General features: G+C 69.3%; 15 protein-coding genes and 1 tRNA gene. 11 read left to right on the forward strand and 5 right to left on the reverse strand.

What is annotated here, in order from left to right; all coding sequences use genetic code 11:
• Nucleotides 1–7: 7 nt before the first annotated feature.
• From ACZ5YD_RS11390 to ACZ5YD_RS11400, 3 genes are all read left to right on the forward strand, one after another.
• Nucleotides 8–223, forward strand: a complete 216-nt coding sequence (locus ACZ5YD_RS11390) for a hypothetical protein (RefSeq protein WP_379744521.1) — start codon at nt 8–10, stop codon at nt 221–223.
• A gap of 212 nt (nt 224–435) precedes the next feature.
• Entirely contained in the window at nt 436–3,759 is a 3,324-nt protein-coding gene (carB, locus tag ACZ5YD_RS11395) for a carbamoyl-phosphate synthase large subunit (RefSeq protein ID WP_379744519.1), read from the forward strand.
• 113 nt (nt 3,760–3,872) lie between these two features.
• Nucleotides 3,873–4,787, forward strand: coding sequence for an alpha/beta fold hydrolase (locus tag ACZ5YD_RS11400; protein WP_379744517.1), 915 nt, complete (start codon nt 3,873–3,875; stop codon nt 4,785–4,787).
• A gap of 17 nt (nt 4,788–4,804) precedes the next feature.
• On the opposite strand, the gene ACZ5YD_RS11405 is transcribed toward ACZ5YD_RS11400, so the two are convergent.
• Nucleotides 4,805–5,455 (reverse strand): TVP38/TMEM64 family protein, encoded by a 651-nt coding sequence (locus ACZ5YD_RS11405; RefSeq protein ID WP_379744515.1) that lies wholly within the window; start codon nt 5,453–5,455, stop codon nt 4,805–4,807.
• Nucleotides 5,456–5,553: 98 nt separating this feature from the next.
• Between ACZ5YD_RS11405 and ACZ5YD_RS11410 the strand changes: the two genes are divergently transcribed.
• A complete protein-coding gene (locus ACZ5YD_RS11410; protein ID WP_379744513.1) occupies nt 5,554–5,967 on the forward strand; it encodes a DUF5830 family protein in 414 nt (137 codons plus the stop codon).
• A 51-nt stretch (nt 5,968–6,018) separates the two neighbouring features.
• Here ACZ5YD_RS11410 and ACZ5YD_RS11415 read toward each other — a convergent pair whose 3' ends face one another.
• A complete protein-coding gene (locus ACZ5YD_RS11415) occupies nt 6,019–7,074 on the reverse strand; it encodes a DUF7115 domain-containing protein (RefSeq protein WP_379744511.1) in 1,056 nt (351 codons plus the stop codon).
• 236 nt (nt 7,075–7,310) lie between these two features.
• On the opposite strand from ACZ5YD_RS11415, the gene ACZ5YD_RS11420 reads away from it, so the two are divergent.
• From ACZ5YD_RS11420 to ACZ5YD_RS11430, 3 genes are all read left to right on the forward strand, one after another.
• Nucleotides 7,311–7,465 (forward strand) — tRNA-Met (locus ACZ5YD_RS11420).
• Between the two features lie 143 nt (nt 7,466–7,608).
• Nucleotides 7,609–7,935, forward strand: coding sequence for a cupin domain-containing protein (locus ACZ5YD_RS11425; protein ID WP_379744509.1), 327 nt, complete (start codon nt 7,609–7,611; stop codon nt 7,933–7,935).
• On the forward strand, nt 7,936–8,415 hold the full coding sequence (locus tag ACZ5YD_RS11430; RefSeq protein ID WP_379744507.1) for a rhodanese-like domain-containing protein: 480 nt from the start codon (nt 7,936–7,938) through the stop codon (nt 8,413–8,415). It begins immediately after the preceding gene.
• A 78-nt stretch (nt 8,416–8,493) separates the two neighbouring features.
• Here the strand turns inward: ACZ5YD_RS11430 and ACZ5YD_RS11435 are convergent, their stop codons facing one another.
• Nucleotides 8,494–10,641: a CARDB domain-containing protein gene (locus tag ACZ5YD_RS11435; RefSeq protein ID WP_379744505.1), complete on the reverse strand. Its 2,148-nt coding sequence runs from the start codon at nt 10,639–10,641 to the stop codon at nt 8,494–8,496.
• Between the two features lie 298 nt (nt 10,642–10,939).
• Here ACZ5YD_RS11435 and ACZ5YD_RS11440 point away from each other — a divergent pair, with 298 nt between their 5' ends.
• On the forward strand, nt 10,940–11,344 hold the full coding sequence (locus tag ACZ5YD_RS11440) for a DUF8146 domain-containing protein (RefSeq protein WP_379745594.1): 405 nt from the start codon (nt 10,940–10,942) through the stop codon (nt 11,342–11,344).
• A 19-nt stretch (nt 11,345–11,363) separates the two neighbouring features.
• Here the strand turns inward: ACZ5YD_RS11440 and ACZ5YD_RS11445 are convergent, their stop codons facing one another.
• Nucleotides 11,364–12,569, reverse strand: coding sequence for a potassium channel family protein (locus ACZ5YD_RS11445; RefSeq protein WP_379744503.1), 1,206 nt, complete (start codon nt 12,567–12,569; stop codon nt 11,364–11,366).
• A gap of 151 nt (nt 12,570–12,720) precedes the next feature.
• Here ACZ5YD_RS11445 and purS point away from each other — a divergent pair, with 151 nt between their 5' ends.
• The 3 genes from purS to ilvD all read left to right on the forward strand — a co-directional run bounded on the left by purS (nt 12,721) and on the right by ilvD (nt 15,508).
• The gene (gene purS, locus ACZ5YD_RS11450) at nt 12,721–12,972 is read left to right on the forward strand and encodes a phosphoribosylformylglycinamidine synthase subunit PurS (protein WP_379744501.1); all 252 of its coding nucleotides are present in this window, start codon (nt 12,721–12,723) and stop codon (nt 12,970–12,972) included.
• Entirely contained in the window at nt 12,969–13,646 is a 678-nt protein-coding gene (gene purQ / locus ACZ5YD_RS11455; protein WP_379744499.1) for a phosphoribosylformylglycinamidine synthase I, read from the forward strand. Before purS ends, purQ begins: the two co-directional genes overlap by 4 nt.
• Before the next feature lie 80 nt (nt 13,647–13,726).
• On the forward strand, nt 13,727–15,508 hold the full coding sequence (gene ilvD / locus ACZ5YD_RS11460; protein WP_379744497.1) for a dihydroxy-acid dehydratase: 1,782 nt from the start codon (nt 13,727–13,729) through the stop codon (nt 15,506–15,508).
• 59 nt (nt 15,509–15,567) lie between these two features.
• On the opposite strand, the gene ACZ5YD_RS11465 is transcribed toward ilvD, so the two are convergent.
• The gene (locus ACZ5YD_RS11465) at nt 15,568–16,227 is read right to left on the reverse strand and encodes a DUF2391 domain-containing protein (protein ID WP_379744495.1); all 660 of its coding nucleotides are present in this window, start codon (nt 16,225–16,227) and stop codon (nt 15,568–15,570) included.
• Nucleotides 16,228–16,362: the final 135 nt, after the last annotated feature.

Below are 16,362 nucleotides of genomic sequence, written 5' to 3' on the forward strand. Positions count from 1 at the left end.
AAGACACATGCACACCCAGGAGTACGAGTCGCTGCGCGGTGTGCTCGCCGACGCCGACGAGCCGCTGACCGCGCGGGAGATCCTCGCGCTCGTCGAGGAGCTCGAGGACCGCGACGAGTTCGACAGTCCGCATCGCGTCGCCACCGTGTTGGGTCGGTGGGCGAGACGCGGCGAGGTCGAGGTCATCGCGGACAGTCCCTATCGATACCGGCTCAACACCTGACCGACCTCGGCCAACCGGGGACGGACCGTCGGCCACGCCACGGTTCGGACCGTCGATCACCCGTTCGAGCCTACGGTACACGTTCCCCCCGCTCCGTGCTACCGGCCGCCAACCGTGGCACGTGATCGCGTGCCTTGCGAATTTCGAAATTCCCCTGCGAGAATCGTATTCTTTCGCCGGCCTTATTACGATGTGCGCACTCCGGTCGGGTAATGAGCGAGACAGACGAGACGTCCGGGGAGGAAGCGGCCTCCGAGGACCGCACGATCCTGCTCATCGGGAGCGGCCCGATCCAGATCGGACAGGCTGCCGAGTTCGACTACTCCGGCGCACAGGCGTGTCGCGCCCTTCAGGAGGAGGGCGCCCGAGTCGTCCTCGTCAACTCCAACCCCGCGACGATCATGACCGACCCGGAAATGGCCGACCGGGTCTACATCGAGCCGATCACCCCCGAGGCGATCGCCGAGGTCATCCGCGAGGAGAAGCCCGACGGCGTCATCGCCGGGCTCGGCGGCCAGACCGGCCTCAACGTCACGGCCGAGCTGGCCGAACAGGGCATCCTCGAGGAGCACGACGTCGATATCATGGGCACGCCGCTCGACACCATCTACGCCACCGAGGACCGCGACCTCTTCCGCCAGCGCATGGAGAACATCGGCCAGCCGGTGCCCAAATCGACGACCATCTCGCTGGGCGAGGGCGAGTCGCTCACCGACTTCGACGAGGAGGCGTTCCGCGAGCGCGTCAGCGACGCCGTCGACCACGTCGGCGGCCTGCCGGTCATCTCCCGGACGACCTACACGCTCGGCGGCTCCGGTTCGGGCGTCGTCGAGGAGTTCGACGAGCTCGTCGACCGCGTCCGCAAGGGGCTTCGCCTCTCGCGCAACAGCGAGGTGCTCATCACCGAGTCCATCGCCGGCTGGGTCGAACTCGAGTACGAGGTGATGCGCGACGCCGACGACTCGTGTATCATCATCTGCAACATGGAGAACATCGACCCGATGGGCATCCACACCGGCGAGTCGACGGTCGTGACCCCCTCACAGGTCATCCCCGACGACGGTCACCAGGAGATGCGCGACGCCGCGCTCGGCGTCATCCGCGAGCTTGGCATCCAGGGCGGCTGTAACATCCAGTTCGCCTGGCGCGACGACGGCACGCCCGGCGGCGAGTACCGCGTCGTCGAGGTGAACCCGCGCGTCTCCCGTTCGTCCGCGCTGGCCTCGAAGGCGACCGGCTACCCGATCGCCCGCGTCACGGCGAAGGTCGCGCTCGGCAAGCGGCTCCACGAGATCGAAAACGAGATCACGGGCGAGACGACCGCCGCCTTCGAGCCGGCCATCGACTACGTGGTGACGAAGGTGCCGCGGTGGCCCATCGACAAGTTCGACGACGTCGACTTCGAGCTCGGCACGGCCATGAAGTCGACCGGCGAGGCGATGTCCATCGGCCGGACCTTCGAGGAGAGCATGCTCAAGGCGCTTCGCTCCTCGGAGTACGACCCCGCCGTCGACTGGGTCGACGTCGACGACGAGACCCTCGAAGCGGACTACCTGGAGTCGCCGACGCCGGACCGTCCCTACGCGATCTTCGAGGCGTTCTCGCGCGGCTACACGGTCGAGGACGTGTGTGAACTCACGGGCATCAAGGAGTGGTACGTCGAGCGGTTCAAGCGTATCGCGGACGCCCACGAGGGCGCGAAACACGGCGAGTTCACGGACGCCGCGATCGCCGGCTTCACCGACGCGGAGATCGCCGACGCGGCCTCCCCCGAGGCGCCGGCCGATGTCGAGCCGAAGACGACCTCCACGGACGGCGGGAGCGTACAGCCCGTCTCGGTCGAGGAGGTCGAATCGACGACGCCGAACCGCACGTTCAAGCAGGTCGACACCTGTGCGGGCGAGTTCGAGGCATCGACGCCGTACTACTACTCCGCGCGTCTCCCCGAGTACCTCGCCGGCGTCGAGGCCGGAAGCGGGGAGACGGACTACGGCGAGCTCGAGCAGATCGACCCCGACGTCGAGAGCGTGGTCGTCATCGGCGGCGGGCCGATCCGCATCGGCCAGGGCGTCGAGTTCGACTACTGTGCGGTCCACGCGGTGCGCGCGCTCCGCGAGATGGGCATCGACGCGCACGTGGTCAACAACAACCCCGAGACCGTCTCGACCGACTACGACACCTCCGACGGGCTCTTCTTCGAGCCGATCACCGCCGAGGAGGTCGCGGACGTCGTCGAGGCCACCGACGCGGACGGCGTGATGGTCCAGTTCGGCGGGCAGACCTCCGTCAACGTCGGCGAGCCGCTCGAGGCGGAACTCGATCGTCGCGACCTCGACTGCGAGATCGTCGGCACCTCCGTCGAGGCGATGGACCTCGCGGAGGACCGCGACCGCTTCAACGAGCTGATGGACGACCTCGGCATCGCCCAGCCCGCCGGCGGTACCGCGACGAGCCGCGAGGAGGCGCTCGAGTTGGCCCACGGCATCGGCTACCCGGTCCTCGTGCGTCCCTCCTACGTGCTCGGCGGCCGCGCGATGCGCGTCGTCGAGGACGACGCCGAACTCGAGCAGTACATCGAGGAGGCCGTCCGCGTCTCGCCGGACAAGCCGATCCTCATCGACCAGTTCCTCGACGACGCGGTCGAGCTGGACGTCGACGCCGTCTCGGACGGCGAGGACGTCCTGATCGGCGGCGTGATGGAACACGTCGAGAGCGCGGGCGTCCACTCCGGTGACTCCGCGTGCATGATCCCGCCGCGCTCGCTGTCCGCGGACACCCTCGAGCGGGTCCGCGAGGTGACCGAGGAGATCGCGACCGCGCTCGACACGGTCGGCCTGTTGAACGTCCAGCTCGCCGTGACCGGCGTCCACGACCCCGAGGCGGACTCCACCGTCTACGTGCTCGAGGCGAACCCGCGCTCCTCGCGGACGGTCCCGTTCGTCTCGAAGGCGACCGGCGTCCCGATCGCGAAGATCGCGGCGAAGGTGATGGCCGGCGAGACCCTCGCCGACCTCGACGTCGACGAACAGATCCCCGAACACCTGAGCGTGAAGGAGGTCGTGCTCCCGTTCGACCGCCTGCCCGGTTCGGATCCGCGCCTCGGCCCCGAGATGAAGTCGACCGGCGAGGTGATGGGCACCGCGACCTCCTTCGGGAAGGCCTACGACAAGGCCCAGGACGCGACCGGCAAGCCGATCCCCGAATCGGGGACCGCCGTCGTCGACCTCTCCGCCGAGGAGTTCCCCGATCCGGACACCGAGGCGGGCGAGGCGCTCGTCGACGGCTTCGCCGAGCACTTCGAGCTGTCGACGGCGACAGACCTGATCGAGGCGGCCCGCGCCGGCGAACTCGACCTGATCGTCTCCCGCCAGCGCGACCTGCTCGAGGTGGCCGTCGAGGAGGAGATCACCTACTTCTCCACCCCGGCCAGCGCGAAGGCCGCCCTCGAGGCGCTCGCGCACGCGAACGACGACCTCGACGTCCTCGCGGTCTCCGACCGCCCGAAGCGCGTCGCCGACTGGGGCGCCGGGGAGTAGGAAACGACGTTCTCCGGCGGACCGCCGCCATCGACCTCCCGCGTCCGACTGCCGTTGTCGACTTCTCTCGAGCGTCGAAGACGTTACCCGACCTCGCCGTCGTAGTCACGACCATGTCGAGCCCGCCGCGGTCGGCTGACGGCCCGTCCCCGCCGGACGACGAGATCCCGGAGTCCGTCCCCGGCGAGTCACGGTTCGTCGACGCGAACGGCGTTCGCCTCCACGTCGTGGAGGCCGGTCCCGCGGACGGCGAGCTGTGCGTCCTCCTCCACGGATTCCCGGAGTTCTGGTACGGCTGGCACGAGGCGATCGCGCCGCTCGCCGAGGCCGGATTCCGCGTCGTCGTTCCCGACCAGCGCGGCTACAACCTGAGCGGGAAACCGGACCGGATCGCGGCCTATCGACTCGACGAACTGGCCCGTGACGTCACGGAGCTGATCGACGCGTACGACCGCGAGACGGCCGCCGTCGTCGGTCACGACTGGGGCGCCGCGGTCGGCTGGTGGCTCGCGATCCATCGCCCCGAGCGGCTCCGCCGACTCGTCGCGGTCAACGTCCCGCACCCGACCGTCTTCGAGCGGACGCTCCGCGGTTCCTGGCGACAGCGGCTGAAGAGCTGGTACTTCCTCGCCTTCCAGATCCCCCGTCTGCCCGAACGCGTCGCCCGGGTCGGCGACTGGGCGCCGATCGTCAACGGTATGCGGCATTCGAGTCGCCCGGGGACGTTCGACGCCCGCGATTTCGATCGATACCGACGCGCGTGGTCGCGTCCAGGCGCCTTCTCCGCGATGGTGAACTGGTACCGTGCGGTCGTCCGGGAGCGCCCCGTCGCGGCTTCGCCGACCGTCGAGGTCCCGACGCTCGTGATCTGGGGTGTCGAGGATGAGTTCCTCCGGCGGTCGATGGCCGCGGCCAGCGTCGAGCGCTGTACCGACGGGCGGCTCCTCGAGGTCCACGACGCGGGCCACTGGATCGTCCACGAGCGGCCCGGTCGCGTCGTCGCCGCCATCCGCGAGCACCTCGCGTAAGTCTCAAAGGGGTTCTCTCAAAGGGGTTCGGTCGACCGGCCCGACCCCTCCGTGTACGCCCTGTAGCACGGTCCCGACAGCAACAGCGCCGCGACCCCGACCATCCCGACGAGCAGGGCCGGATCGAGCGCCGACGCGTCGCCCGCGAGCAGTCGGTCGGTGGAGACGCCGATCGCGACCCCGGCGACGACCCACGGCGTCTCGCCGATCGCGGTGCCGAGGAGGAACGGCCGGAGGTCGACCCGTGAGACGCCCGCCCCGACCGAGACCGCATCGGAGGGCAGCGGCAGGAATCGGCTCGCGACCACGGCGCGGGTCCCGCCGGTCAGATCGACGACCCGCTCGCCGGTCCGGACGATCCGGCCGTTCGTCCCCCGCCATCCCGCCCGGGAAAGGGCGTACGGCGGGATCGCCGTGAGCGTCAACAGAACGACCCCGAGGGGAACGCCGGACCAGCCGTAGCCGTACCCGACGCCGACGGCCAGGAGCGTGGTCGGGAGCGCGAGAAACGGCCGCACTGCGGCGAGCGCGAGGAGCGCCAGCCCGAAGGCGATCGGCGCGCCGGCGAGCCGCTCGAGCGGGGCGACGACCGCGGCCGGTGACGTGACCCACGCCGCCGTCGCGACGGCGACGCAAACGGCGATCCCGGCGGCGAGGCGGCGCTTCACGCGACCGACTATCCGGTCGACCGATAAACGCCTTGTGGAGGCGCCTTCGTCGATCGATCCCGCCGGCTTATGGGCGTGCCCGTCGAATCCGGTGAACGATGAGCGATCCGCGCGACGGCTCGAACGGGGTCGACGACGATGCCGCCCGCACTCGCGAGCAGAAACGCGAGGTCGGGATCGAGCTTCTCGCCCACCTCGAGGACGAGTCGCTTTCCCTCTCCGCGGCGGTCGACCGGATCGAGACCGTTACGGAGAGCCCCTCGCTCACGAGGGAGATCCTCGATGCCGCGGAGAAACGCGGGATCATCGCCCGCGAGGACGGCCGGCTTCTGATACGCCGCGGCGGGACCTACGTCTCCTTCGACCAACAGATCGTAGAACGCGAGGGGGACTTCGAGTGCCGCCGCTGTGGCGCCTCCATCTCGACCGGCCACTTCGTCCGCCTGTCCGCCGGCGAGCTCGGGCCGTTCGGCTCCTCGTGCGTCCGCAAGGTCACCGGTCGGGAGTCGTGAACGCGGGAGCGGCGGACACCGGTCGCGAGTCGCGGGCGGGATCCCCGGGGATCACCGGCCGCGTCGCAGCTCCTCGATCAGCTGGTCGATGAGCTCCGCCTGTCTGTCGATCCGTTCGCCCTGGGCCTCGACGGTCTCGCGCAACGCCTCGATCTCGGCCGCGAGCGCGTCGTCCTCGAGGCCGGCGGGCTCGAACCCCGTATCGCCGAACGCCGCGTCGCCGCCGCTTCGTTCGCCGTCACCTGCGGCCCCCGACCCGTTCGTGACCTCCGACGCGCCGGCGGCGAGCGGGTCGGCGTCGTCGTCCGTGCCGCCGGATGCCTCCTCGAGCGGCGCCTCCATCGCCGTCGACGCCTCCGAGCTGGCCTCGGTCGAGGGCGACGGCGAGAGCGGGTCCGGGCCCTCGCCGAAGTCGGTCGAACTCGAGGCGGTCGCGGCCTCCTCGGCGGCCGCCTCCTCGGCCGCCTCCTCCTCTCGAAGCGCGCGAAGCTCGGCCACGCTCTCGACGTCGTGGTAGGCACAGACCGCCTCGCTCAGGGTTTCCTTGACCGACCGGGCCGACTCGTTGGGCGCCTTGAACCGCTCCTGGCGTCCATCGAGGGTCAACACGATCGACGTCGCGACCGTCCCCTCCTCGAAGCCGAGGTCGACGACGTCGCCGTAGTGGAACTCCTCGAACTCGTCGTCCCAGACGACCGATCCGACGTGTTTGACGACCCGATCGCTCGTGATGATGAGCGTGAGTTCGGAGAACCGGAACGTTCGAAGCACCGACTCGCCCGGGTCCGTCACGTCCGCGGCCGAGAGGACGCCGGCGAGCAGCGGATGGAGGGCGTCGTCGGTCCGCTTTGCTGGCACCGTCACGGTCTCCTCGCCGTCGAGGCCGTAATCGAGCGTGAACGTCGTCTTGCGTCGCCCCTCGGAGACGTCGATCCGCTCTGCACCGTGTGGGTACTCCTCGATCGATTCGTCCGAGAGGAGCCCGTCGGCGCGGTAGATGAGCGTTCGGTCGGCCGTCACCGCGAGGACGTCCTCGCCGCCGAGATCGACGGTCGCGACGACGTCCCCCTCGCCGACGGCGGATGCGAGCAGATCGGGAAGACTCATTGGAAGACGAATCCGTCGCCCGGAGTATAAATCCGCGGGTCCGAGCCGCGTCTTCGAGCGCGGATCCGTCGTCGATCCGCCGGTTCGACCCCGAAATCGGCCGATCCACGGGTTCATTCGACGCCGCGGACGGGCGTCGTGACTTCGAACGATCGTCCGCATCGACCGTGATCGCGGGTGCCAAACCGCCGGAAGATGGGAAGCTTAAAGGGTCCCATCACGGTAGGTGGAGGTGAGGCCGGGTGGCTTAGCTGGACATAGCGCCGCACTCATAGGGTTTCGCAGCTTCGGTGCGGCACTCGCCTTGGAAGCGTCCGCGACCCCGTCGGGGCCCGCCGAGCCTCGAACCTGGGCGATGCGGAGATCGCGGGTTCGGAGCCCGCCCCGGCCACTCCCGTTTTCGACGCGTCCTCGACCCGCCACCGACGCGTTTCCGTTCCGAACCGACGCGTCCTCGATTCGCCACAGACGTATCCCCGATCCGCCACCGACGGGTTCGTTCACTTCATACGGCTCCGTCGCCGAGGGACGTCCATGAGTCTCGATCGATACGCCGACGCGATCGCCGACCTTGATCCCGCCCGCGGGGAGGTCGAAACCGCCGAGGTCGTCGTCACCGACGACGTCCTCGTCAAGGCCTTCGTGCTCGCTCCCGACGCCGCGATCGACCCGCACGAACACGCCGATTCCACCAACGTGTTCCACGTGCTCGAGGGGTCGCCGACGGTGATCCGAAACGGCGCGCGCGAACGCCTCGAGGCACCCGCCGTCGTACACAACGAGCGCGGCGACGTCCACGGCGCCGAAAACGAGACCGACGAGCGAGCCGTGCTCACGGCGAGCCTCTGTCCGCTCCCGTAGATGGTCGCGGATATCGATCCCGAAGATCTCGCAGCCCTCCTCCGGGACGGACACGGCGGCGAGGATGGAGACGGGAGCGGGAATGGAGGCGAGGATGGAGACGGGAGCGGGAATGGAGGCGAGGATGGTGATGGACGGGAGGATCCGCCGACGATCGTCGACATCCGGTCGCGACGCGACTTCGATCGCGGACACATCCCCGGCAGCCGGAACATCCCGTTTCCGGAACTCACCACGCGGGTCGCGGAACTGGAGGGTGCAGACCGGATCGTGACCGTCTGTCCCCACGGCGTCTCGAGTCGGCAGGCCGCCGCCCTGATCGAATCGTACGCGGGCACGGCGGACGCCCGCGTGGAGAATCTCCGCGGCGGCCTGGACGCCTGGGAGGGGCCTTTGGAGCCCACGACCGAGGCGAGTTCGACCTCCTCGGGCGGTGACGAAGCCGTCCCCGACGACGAGGGCCCGGAAGCCCCGTTTTGATCCGGGGATTTTCCCGCGGAACCCTCATTCCCTCGCCGATCCCCACTCCCCGTCGAACCGCTCCCCCGTTGTCGAACTTCATCCTGCCCCTCGAACCCGAGCCCCCACGAGCGCGATAGCGAGCAGGAGCGCAACGAGCGCGTGAACGCCGAGGAATCCCGGCGTTCGTTCGTCCGTCGGTCCGTCGTTGGTCGCTCCACCCCCGTCGTCGGCCGTCCCGCCCGATCCCGAACCGGCGGTCGTGGCCGCGGGATCGACCGCCACCGTCGCGCGCGCCTCCCCGAACGCGATCGTCGCCTCCCCGGGATCGGTCGGCGTCACGGTCGACTCGACCGTGGTCGTCTCGTTCGCGTCGAGGAGCACCTCGTGAGTCTCCGCGGTCTCGCCGTTCACCGACAACGCGAACTCGCCGCGAGCGGGAACCGACTCGGGATTCTCGACGGTCGCGCTCACGCGAATCGGCTCGCCGGCCGTGACTCGATCCGGCGCCACGGTGAGGTCCCGAACCCGGGGCGTCGCCGGCTCGACGACCGATACCGTGATCCGATCGCCGGCGACCGAGACCTCGTGGTCGCCGCGCTCGGCGAACGCGTGCTCGAAGGATTCGACGGTCGACTCGTTCGCGTCGAGTTCCCCCTCCCGGGTCGCTACGGTTTCGCCATCGACGCGCATTTCGAGGTCGTACTCGCCGGCCGTCCCGCCGACGTTCGAGACGCGCACGCGGACTTGCAGCGTTTCGCCGGGAACGAGCGTCGCGGGCTCGCGATCGATCGCCCGACCGCGGTACTCGCCGGTCGCGCGAACCGCGTCCGGATCGTCGATCGAGACCGCGATCCGCGCCGGTAGCCGTCCGAACGCCTCGTCGTGGGCGCGTCGATCCCACGCCGTCGGGGCAGCCTCCGTGGTCGTCAGCCGCTCGGCCTCGTCGCGGACCTCACGTCCGGCCGCTTCCCGGACGTACCCGAGCACGTCGTCGTTCTCTATCGGGTCCTCCCGTGCGTTGAGCCGCCGGAGGACGGTCGCGGTCGTCTCCTGACCGTCGGTCGCGAGGCGCATTCGTCGGTCGATCTCGCCGGTGACGAGCGCCCCCTTCGTGTACTCGGCGGCGTTCCGCCAGGTGTCCGGCCGCGAGAGGACGGAGCTCGCCTGCGGGTCGCGTTCGCCGCGTTCGAGCACGCGGCGGAACGACTCGAAGTCGACCCCGCCGCGCTCGAGGGTCAACAGGGCGGCGTAGTAGCTCGCTGACGCCTCCGTGATCCACCGTCCCGAGGGGGCCTCGGCGTAGCCCTGTCGCGTGTGGACGTACTCGTGGACCCAGACGTTGGTCGCCGTGTCCGTCCCTTCCAGGTCGCGGACCCACATGTCCGCCGGCCCGGTCTGGAGCCCGCGAACGCTCCAGCCGACCTCCGACGTCGGGGCGGCGATCACGAACACGGTCCCGTCGCGGTCGCCGATCCGGAGCGCTCCCGAGGCGTGCTCGAGCGACGCGTGGATCTCCGCCGGCGACTCGGACAGCTCCGCGCTCTCGGGAACGATCAGCCGGAACCGCTGTCCGTGCGCCTCGTGGACGTGTTCCTCGTACGGGCCGAGGTAGGCCATTCGATCGCTCGCCGCGCCCTCGCCCGATACGACGTTCTCGCGAGTGACGCGTAACTCGTCGCCAGTCTGTCGCCACCTGGCGCCGATCGCCGGCGTCCGAACGATCGCCCACTCGCCGGTCCCGACGAACAGGTACTCGCCTTCCCCCTCCAGCGGTCCGGCGTCCTCGCGGGTGCGGTTCGCGGGCATCCGGTAGGAGAGCCGCGGGGTCGACGTCTCCCGGTCCCAGACCCACGTCGTCTCGCTCTCGCGGGAGAATCCCGTCCCCGTCACGTCGCGTGCGGTCTCGGGGATCTCCAGCCGGAGTTCGGTCACCCGGTCCGGAATCCGCACTCGGGTCCTCACGCCGTACTCCCCGGGGCGGTCGACCCGTCGGAGCGCGTTCTCGATCCGGATCGCATCCGAGTCCGCGACCGCGGCGGTTTCAAATCCGCCCGTATCCGTCGTGTCGATCGCGTTCGACGCCCCGTCGCTCGCGGCGCCAGCGACCGATACTCCACCGACCGTCGCCGCCGCGAGGAGGAGCGTGGCCAGGATGACCGCGCCGGCCGAACCGCGGGCTCGCGAGCGAACTCGTTCGCCCGTCGCTCGCGCCCCTCCGTCCTCCCCCCGGTCCGATCCGCGCATGCACGAGGCGAGGTGACGGACCGAATTAGTGGTTCGGGTCGGGATGTTGGTGGTTCTGGTCGGGGTGTCGGTGGTTTTGGTCGACGTGTCGGTTTTGGTCGGGAGGTTGGTGATTTGGCCGATTCGTTGGTGATCCGGGCCGGTGTTTCGCTCCGCGTGTTGGTTCGGATCGGCGTCGAGATCCGACGACGGAGCCGGGTTCGGCGTCGTGCATCGCTGCGACGTCGGGCGACGATCGACGCGTCCGTGCGCCCGTCTGACAAACGTTTAAGTATTATGCGGGACCAACGAGTCGATGATGGGCAACAAGAACAAGACGATCTCGTTTCGCGTCAACGAGGACGCCTTCGAGACGCTTCGCGAGATCGCCGAGGAACGCGACATCTCGCTTTCGGCGGTGTTCCGCGACTACGTGGACACGCTCGTTGCCCACGACGGGAAGGTGCGCGTCGTCCCCGAACACGAACTGGAGAACGCGGGCGACGCCGACGACTCCTTCCCCCCGAAGGTGGAGGTGCCGAAGAGCTTCATCCGCGAGCACGAGCGGCTCGAGCTGGAGGCCGACCACCTCAGGGAGCAGCTCGAGGAGCACAAACGCTACGTGACCTACCTCAGAGAGCAGCTCGAGGACGAGGACGAGGAGGTCATCCAGCTCGAGGACCTCGACGGCGATACGGACGAGCCATCCTTCCGGCTCGGGTAGAATTCGCCCGTTCCGGTCCTCACTCCGCGAGCGAGCCGAACGCCGCCGCCGAGGTGCGCGTCCCCTTCGTGATCAACACGTCTCCCTCACGGATCGTGGTGTCGAGATCCGGGCCGACCAGCCATCCCTCGTCGGGCCGCCGGATCGCCAACACGCTCGTGGAGACGGCCGTCTCCGGAACTCCCTCGCGGACGGCGGTCCCCTCGAGTTCGCTTCCGGCCTCGACGGTCGTCCGGGTGATGATCTCGTCGGACTCCCGGACCGCGAGTTCGACGACCGGATGGACGTCGAGATCACGGAGGACCCCCTCCGTGATCTCGAGGGCCGCATCGGAGATCGTCTCGGTGGCGACGCCCAGGTGGATGAGTCCGCGAAGCGCGACCGGATCGTCCGCCTCGGCGGCCGCCTGCAGCGTCCAGGCCTCGAAGCGCGACTGGAGCGCGTCGACCTCCACCTCGAGGTTGGCCACCTCCTCGGCCAGCTCCTCGGTGTCGAACAGCACCGACCCGTAGGCGAGGTCGACGGCCAGCTCCGAGAGGTTCTTCATCAACACGATGGAGTCGACGGCCCGCTCGAGGTCGGAGACGTCGGGTTCGGCGGGCTCGCCGGGTTCGTAGGCCTTCCCGGTCGCGGTCTCGTGTACCCCGGAGATCGACGCTTCGGGACCCCGCAGGATCGCGACGTCGCCCGCCCGCAGGGTCGTGTTCGGGCCGGGATTGAGTATCCACTCCTGGGAGCGCCGGATCGCGATGGCCCGAACGCCGGTCTCCGACTCCAGGTCGATGTCGGCGAGGGTCCGTCCCGCGTACGGCGAGTCGTCGTGTATCTCGCCGCGAACCAGCATCTCGACGGCCTCGGACAGCGCGCCGCGCATCGCCTCCGGCAGGCCGATCTCCTCTAAGACGATCTTCGCGATGTCGCCGGCGGCATCGCTCACCTTGTCCGCCCCGGAGACCACGCCGAGGACCGGGGCGAGCCGTTCGGCCTCGTCGGGATTTCGCGCCGCGAGCATCAGGCTCATCCGGGCGCGCAACTGGAGGACGTCCATCCGGTTTTCCAGCTCGAGCACCTCCCGGGCGACGTCGGTGCTCCGGTGGAGGACGGCCGAGTAGGAGAGATCGATGAGCAGCTCCGCCGTGTCCTTCATCTCGACGAGCAGGTCCTTCACGCTCGTCGGCTCGTATTCGACCGTCTCCGGGGGCCCACCCCCCTCGAATCGTCCCATGGCTCACACTCTCCGTGCCGTCCCAAAAGCCTTGTTACGGCGTCGATCGGGGCCCGTTCTTCCGGTCGACACCCACCAGTTAGTATCCACAAACATGGATCGTACACCCGTTCCAAAACCGTTTTTGCACACGACTTCGCAGTATCGATCGATGACCGGCTACACTGCGACCGTCACGGTCCGGCTCAAGCGGGGCGTCCTCGATCCCGAGGCCGAGACGACGAAGCGGGCGCTCGAACGGCTCGGGTTCGACCTCGAGGACCTCCGGTCGGCCGACCGCTTCGAGGTCGACCTCCAGGCCGACGACGTCGAGGAGGCCGCCGATCGCGCGGAGGAGATGGCCGAGCGGCTCCTCGCGAACCCGACCATCCACGACTACGACGTCGCCGTGGCCGAACGATGACGGTCACGGTCGTCCAGTTCGGCGGGTCGAACTGCGATCGGGACGCGGTCCGCGCCCTCGACCACCTCGGGATCGACGCCGAGCGCCGCTGGTTCGAGGACGGGCTTCCCGAGGACACCGACGGGATCGTCCTCCCGGGCGGGTTCTCCTACGGAGACTACCTCCGGGCCGGCGCGATGGCGGCGCGCGCTCCGATCATGGAGTCGATCCGGACGGCCGCCGGCGACGGCACGCCGGTCCTCGGGATCTGCAACGGCGCGCAGATCGGCGCCGAGTCCCGCCTCGTCGACGGCGCGTTCACGACCAACGCGAGCGCGCGCTTCCAGTGTGAACACGTCCACCTCCGCGTCGAGCGCGCGGACACGCCCTGGACCGACGCCTACGAGGCCGGCGAGGTCCTTCGCCTTCCGATCGCCCACGGCGAGGGCCGCTTCGAGATCGGCGAGGACGCCTACGCCGATCTGGAGGCCGACGACCGCGTGCTGTTCCGCTACTGTGACGCCGACGGAAACGTCACGGACGAGGCGAACCCCAACGGCTCGACGGGGAACGTCGCCGGCGTCCTCGGCGAGCGTGAGGCGACCGCGGTGTTGATGCCCCACCCCGAACGCGCGGCGCTGCCCGACGTCGCCGACTGCACGGACGGACAGGGGATCCTTCGCGCGTTCCGCTGATCGGCCGGGTTCGGTGACCGGTTCGCTTCGGGAAGCGATCACACGGTTATTTTAAATCGTCGGGGGACGATCGTCGGGTCATGAGCGAATCCCAACGACGGCCCGGGGACGCCGTCGACGACGAGGACGCTTCGCGCGACGACACAGAGAAATTCGCCGGCAGCAAGGACGCCGACCTGCCGAGTCGGGACGTGACCGAGGGCGCGGAGCGTGCGCCCCACCGATCGATGTTCCGTGCGATGGGCTTCGACGACGCCGATCTCTCCTCGCCGATGGTGGGCGTGGCCAACCCCGCGGCCGACATCACGCCGTGTAACGTCCACCTCGACGACGTGGCCGGATCCGCGATCGACGGCGTCGAGGACACCGGCGGGATGCCCATCGAGTTCGGCACGATCACCATCTCCGACGCCATCTCGATGGGCACGGAGGGGATGAAGGCCTCGCTCATCTCCCGGGAGGTCATCGCCGACTCCGTCGAGCTCGTCTCCTTCGGCGAGCGGATGGACGGACTCGTCACGGTCGCGGGCTGTGACAAGAACCTCCCCGGCATGATGATGGCGGCCATCCGGACCGACCTCCCCTCGGTCTTCCTCTACGGCGGCTCGATCATGCCCGGCCAACACGAGGGACGCGACGTCACCATCGTGCAGGTCTTCGAGGGCGTCGGCACCTACGCGCAAGGCGAGATGGACGCGGACGAACTCGACGAGCTGGAGCGCAACGCCTGTCCCGGCGCCGGCTCGTGTGGCGGGATGTTCACGGCGAACACGATGGCCTCCATCTCCGAGGCGCTCGGACTCGCCCCGCTCGGGTCCGCCTCCGCGCCAGCCGAGGTCGACGAGCGCTACGAGGTCGCCGAACGCGCCGGCGACCTGGTCGTCGACTGCATCGAGAACGACCGGCGCCCCTCGGACCTTCTGACCCGCGAGTCCTTCGAGAACGCGATCGCCCTCCAGACGGCGATCGGCGGCTCGACGAACGGCGTCCTGCACCTCCTCGCGCTCGCCCGCGAGGCCGGCGTCGGCCTCGACATCGAGGACTTCGACGAGATCTCGCGTCGCACCCCGAAGATCGCCGACATGCAGCCCGGCGGCCAGAGCGTGATGAACGACCTCCACGAGATCGGCGGCGTCCCGATCGTCATCCGTCGGCTGATCGAGGCCGACCTGTTCGACGGCGACCAGCTCACCGTGACGGGCCGGACCATCTCCGAGGAGCTCGAGCGCCTCGATCTCCCCGACGACGAGGAGATCGACGCCGACTTCCTCTATCCGGTCGACGAGCCCAAACAGCCCGAGGGCGCCATCAAGATCCTGAAGGGGAACCTCGCGCCCGAGGGCGCGGTCCTGAAGGCGACCGGCCAGGACGAGTTCCACCACGAGGGCCCCGCGCGGATCTTCGAGAACGAGGAGGACGCGATGGAGTACGTCCAGACCGGCGAGATCGAGTCCGGCGACGTGATCGTCATCCGCAACGAGGGTCCCCGCGGCGGCCCCGGCATGCGCGAGATGCTCGGCGTGACCGCCGCCGTCGTCGGCGCCGGCCACGAGGACGACGTCGCGCTCCTCACCGACGGCCGCTTCTCCGGTGCGACCCGCGGCCCAATGATCGGCCACGTCGCCCCCGAGGCCGCATCCGGCGGTCCGATCGGCCTGATCGAGGAGGGCGACGAGGTCACCGTCGACATCCCGAACCGCGAGCTCTCCGTCGACCTCTCGGAGGACGAGCTGGCCTCCCGCCACGCCGACTGGGAGCCGCCGGAGCCGCCCTACACCTCGGGCATCCTCGCGAAGTACCACCGCGATTTCGCCTCCGCGTCGCTCGGCGCCGTCACGAACCCCGGCGTCAAACGCGAGTAAGCACCGCCGAATCCGGTCCCGCAGTCGTCCCGTCTTTTGTTCCCCCCCGGCGTCCGCGATCAGTCGTCGTCGTCGAACATCTCGCTTATGTCCTCGCCCTTGCTTTCTCCGGGGAGAATGTCGCCGAGGGCGGACCCGAGTACGGTGGCGGTCCAGACGACCGTCACCCGGGCGAAGGCCTCAAGCGGCGTCGGGTCGTCGATCGCCAGCCGCCCCCACATCGCCATCAGCACGCCCGCGACCGCGAACGAGAGGGCGAGCACGCCCACGTATCGCCGCGGAATGACCCCGAGGATCGGATTCGTCACCCGCACCTCCCGGATGTCCGCGTAGTAGATCAACCCGGCGGACAACACGAGCACGAAGAACACGTTCGCGAGGAGGAGGACCGGAACCGCCGCGATCCGGACCGCGAGGAACCACTCGGCGATGAGGAAGACGCCGTCCTCGACGAGGAACGGCAGCGCGAAGATGACGCCCCCGACGAGCGCCTCCGCCATGTCCCGGGAGGTGTACTTGTAGATGTGTTCGCTGAACGCCGTGCTCCCGGGCATCCGCTCGACAAGCGAGATGGTCTGTTGGACCTTTCGGCGCTCGTGGGGGTCGTCGACGGTCTCCTCCAACGCGTCGAGCTTTCTGAGGAGGTCACCGACGTCCGGATCCTCCGGGCCGTGGTCCTCGAGGGTGTCCTCCTCCTCGTCCGGCCGATCGGCGCTCATGGACGAACGCTCGAGGGGGTCGTGCAAAAAGATGCGCGTCCGCGCCCGGACGGCCACGGCCGTCTCCGTTTCACATTCTCGCTCCCTCGTGGCTCCCCGTTCTCGCCGCCCTCACTGCCGCCCTCTCCCGCCGTC

It is taken from the genome of Halopenitus salinus (assembly GCF_055397165.1).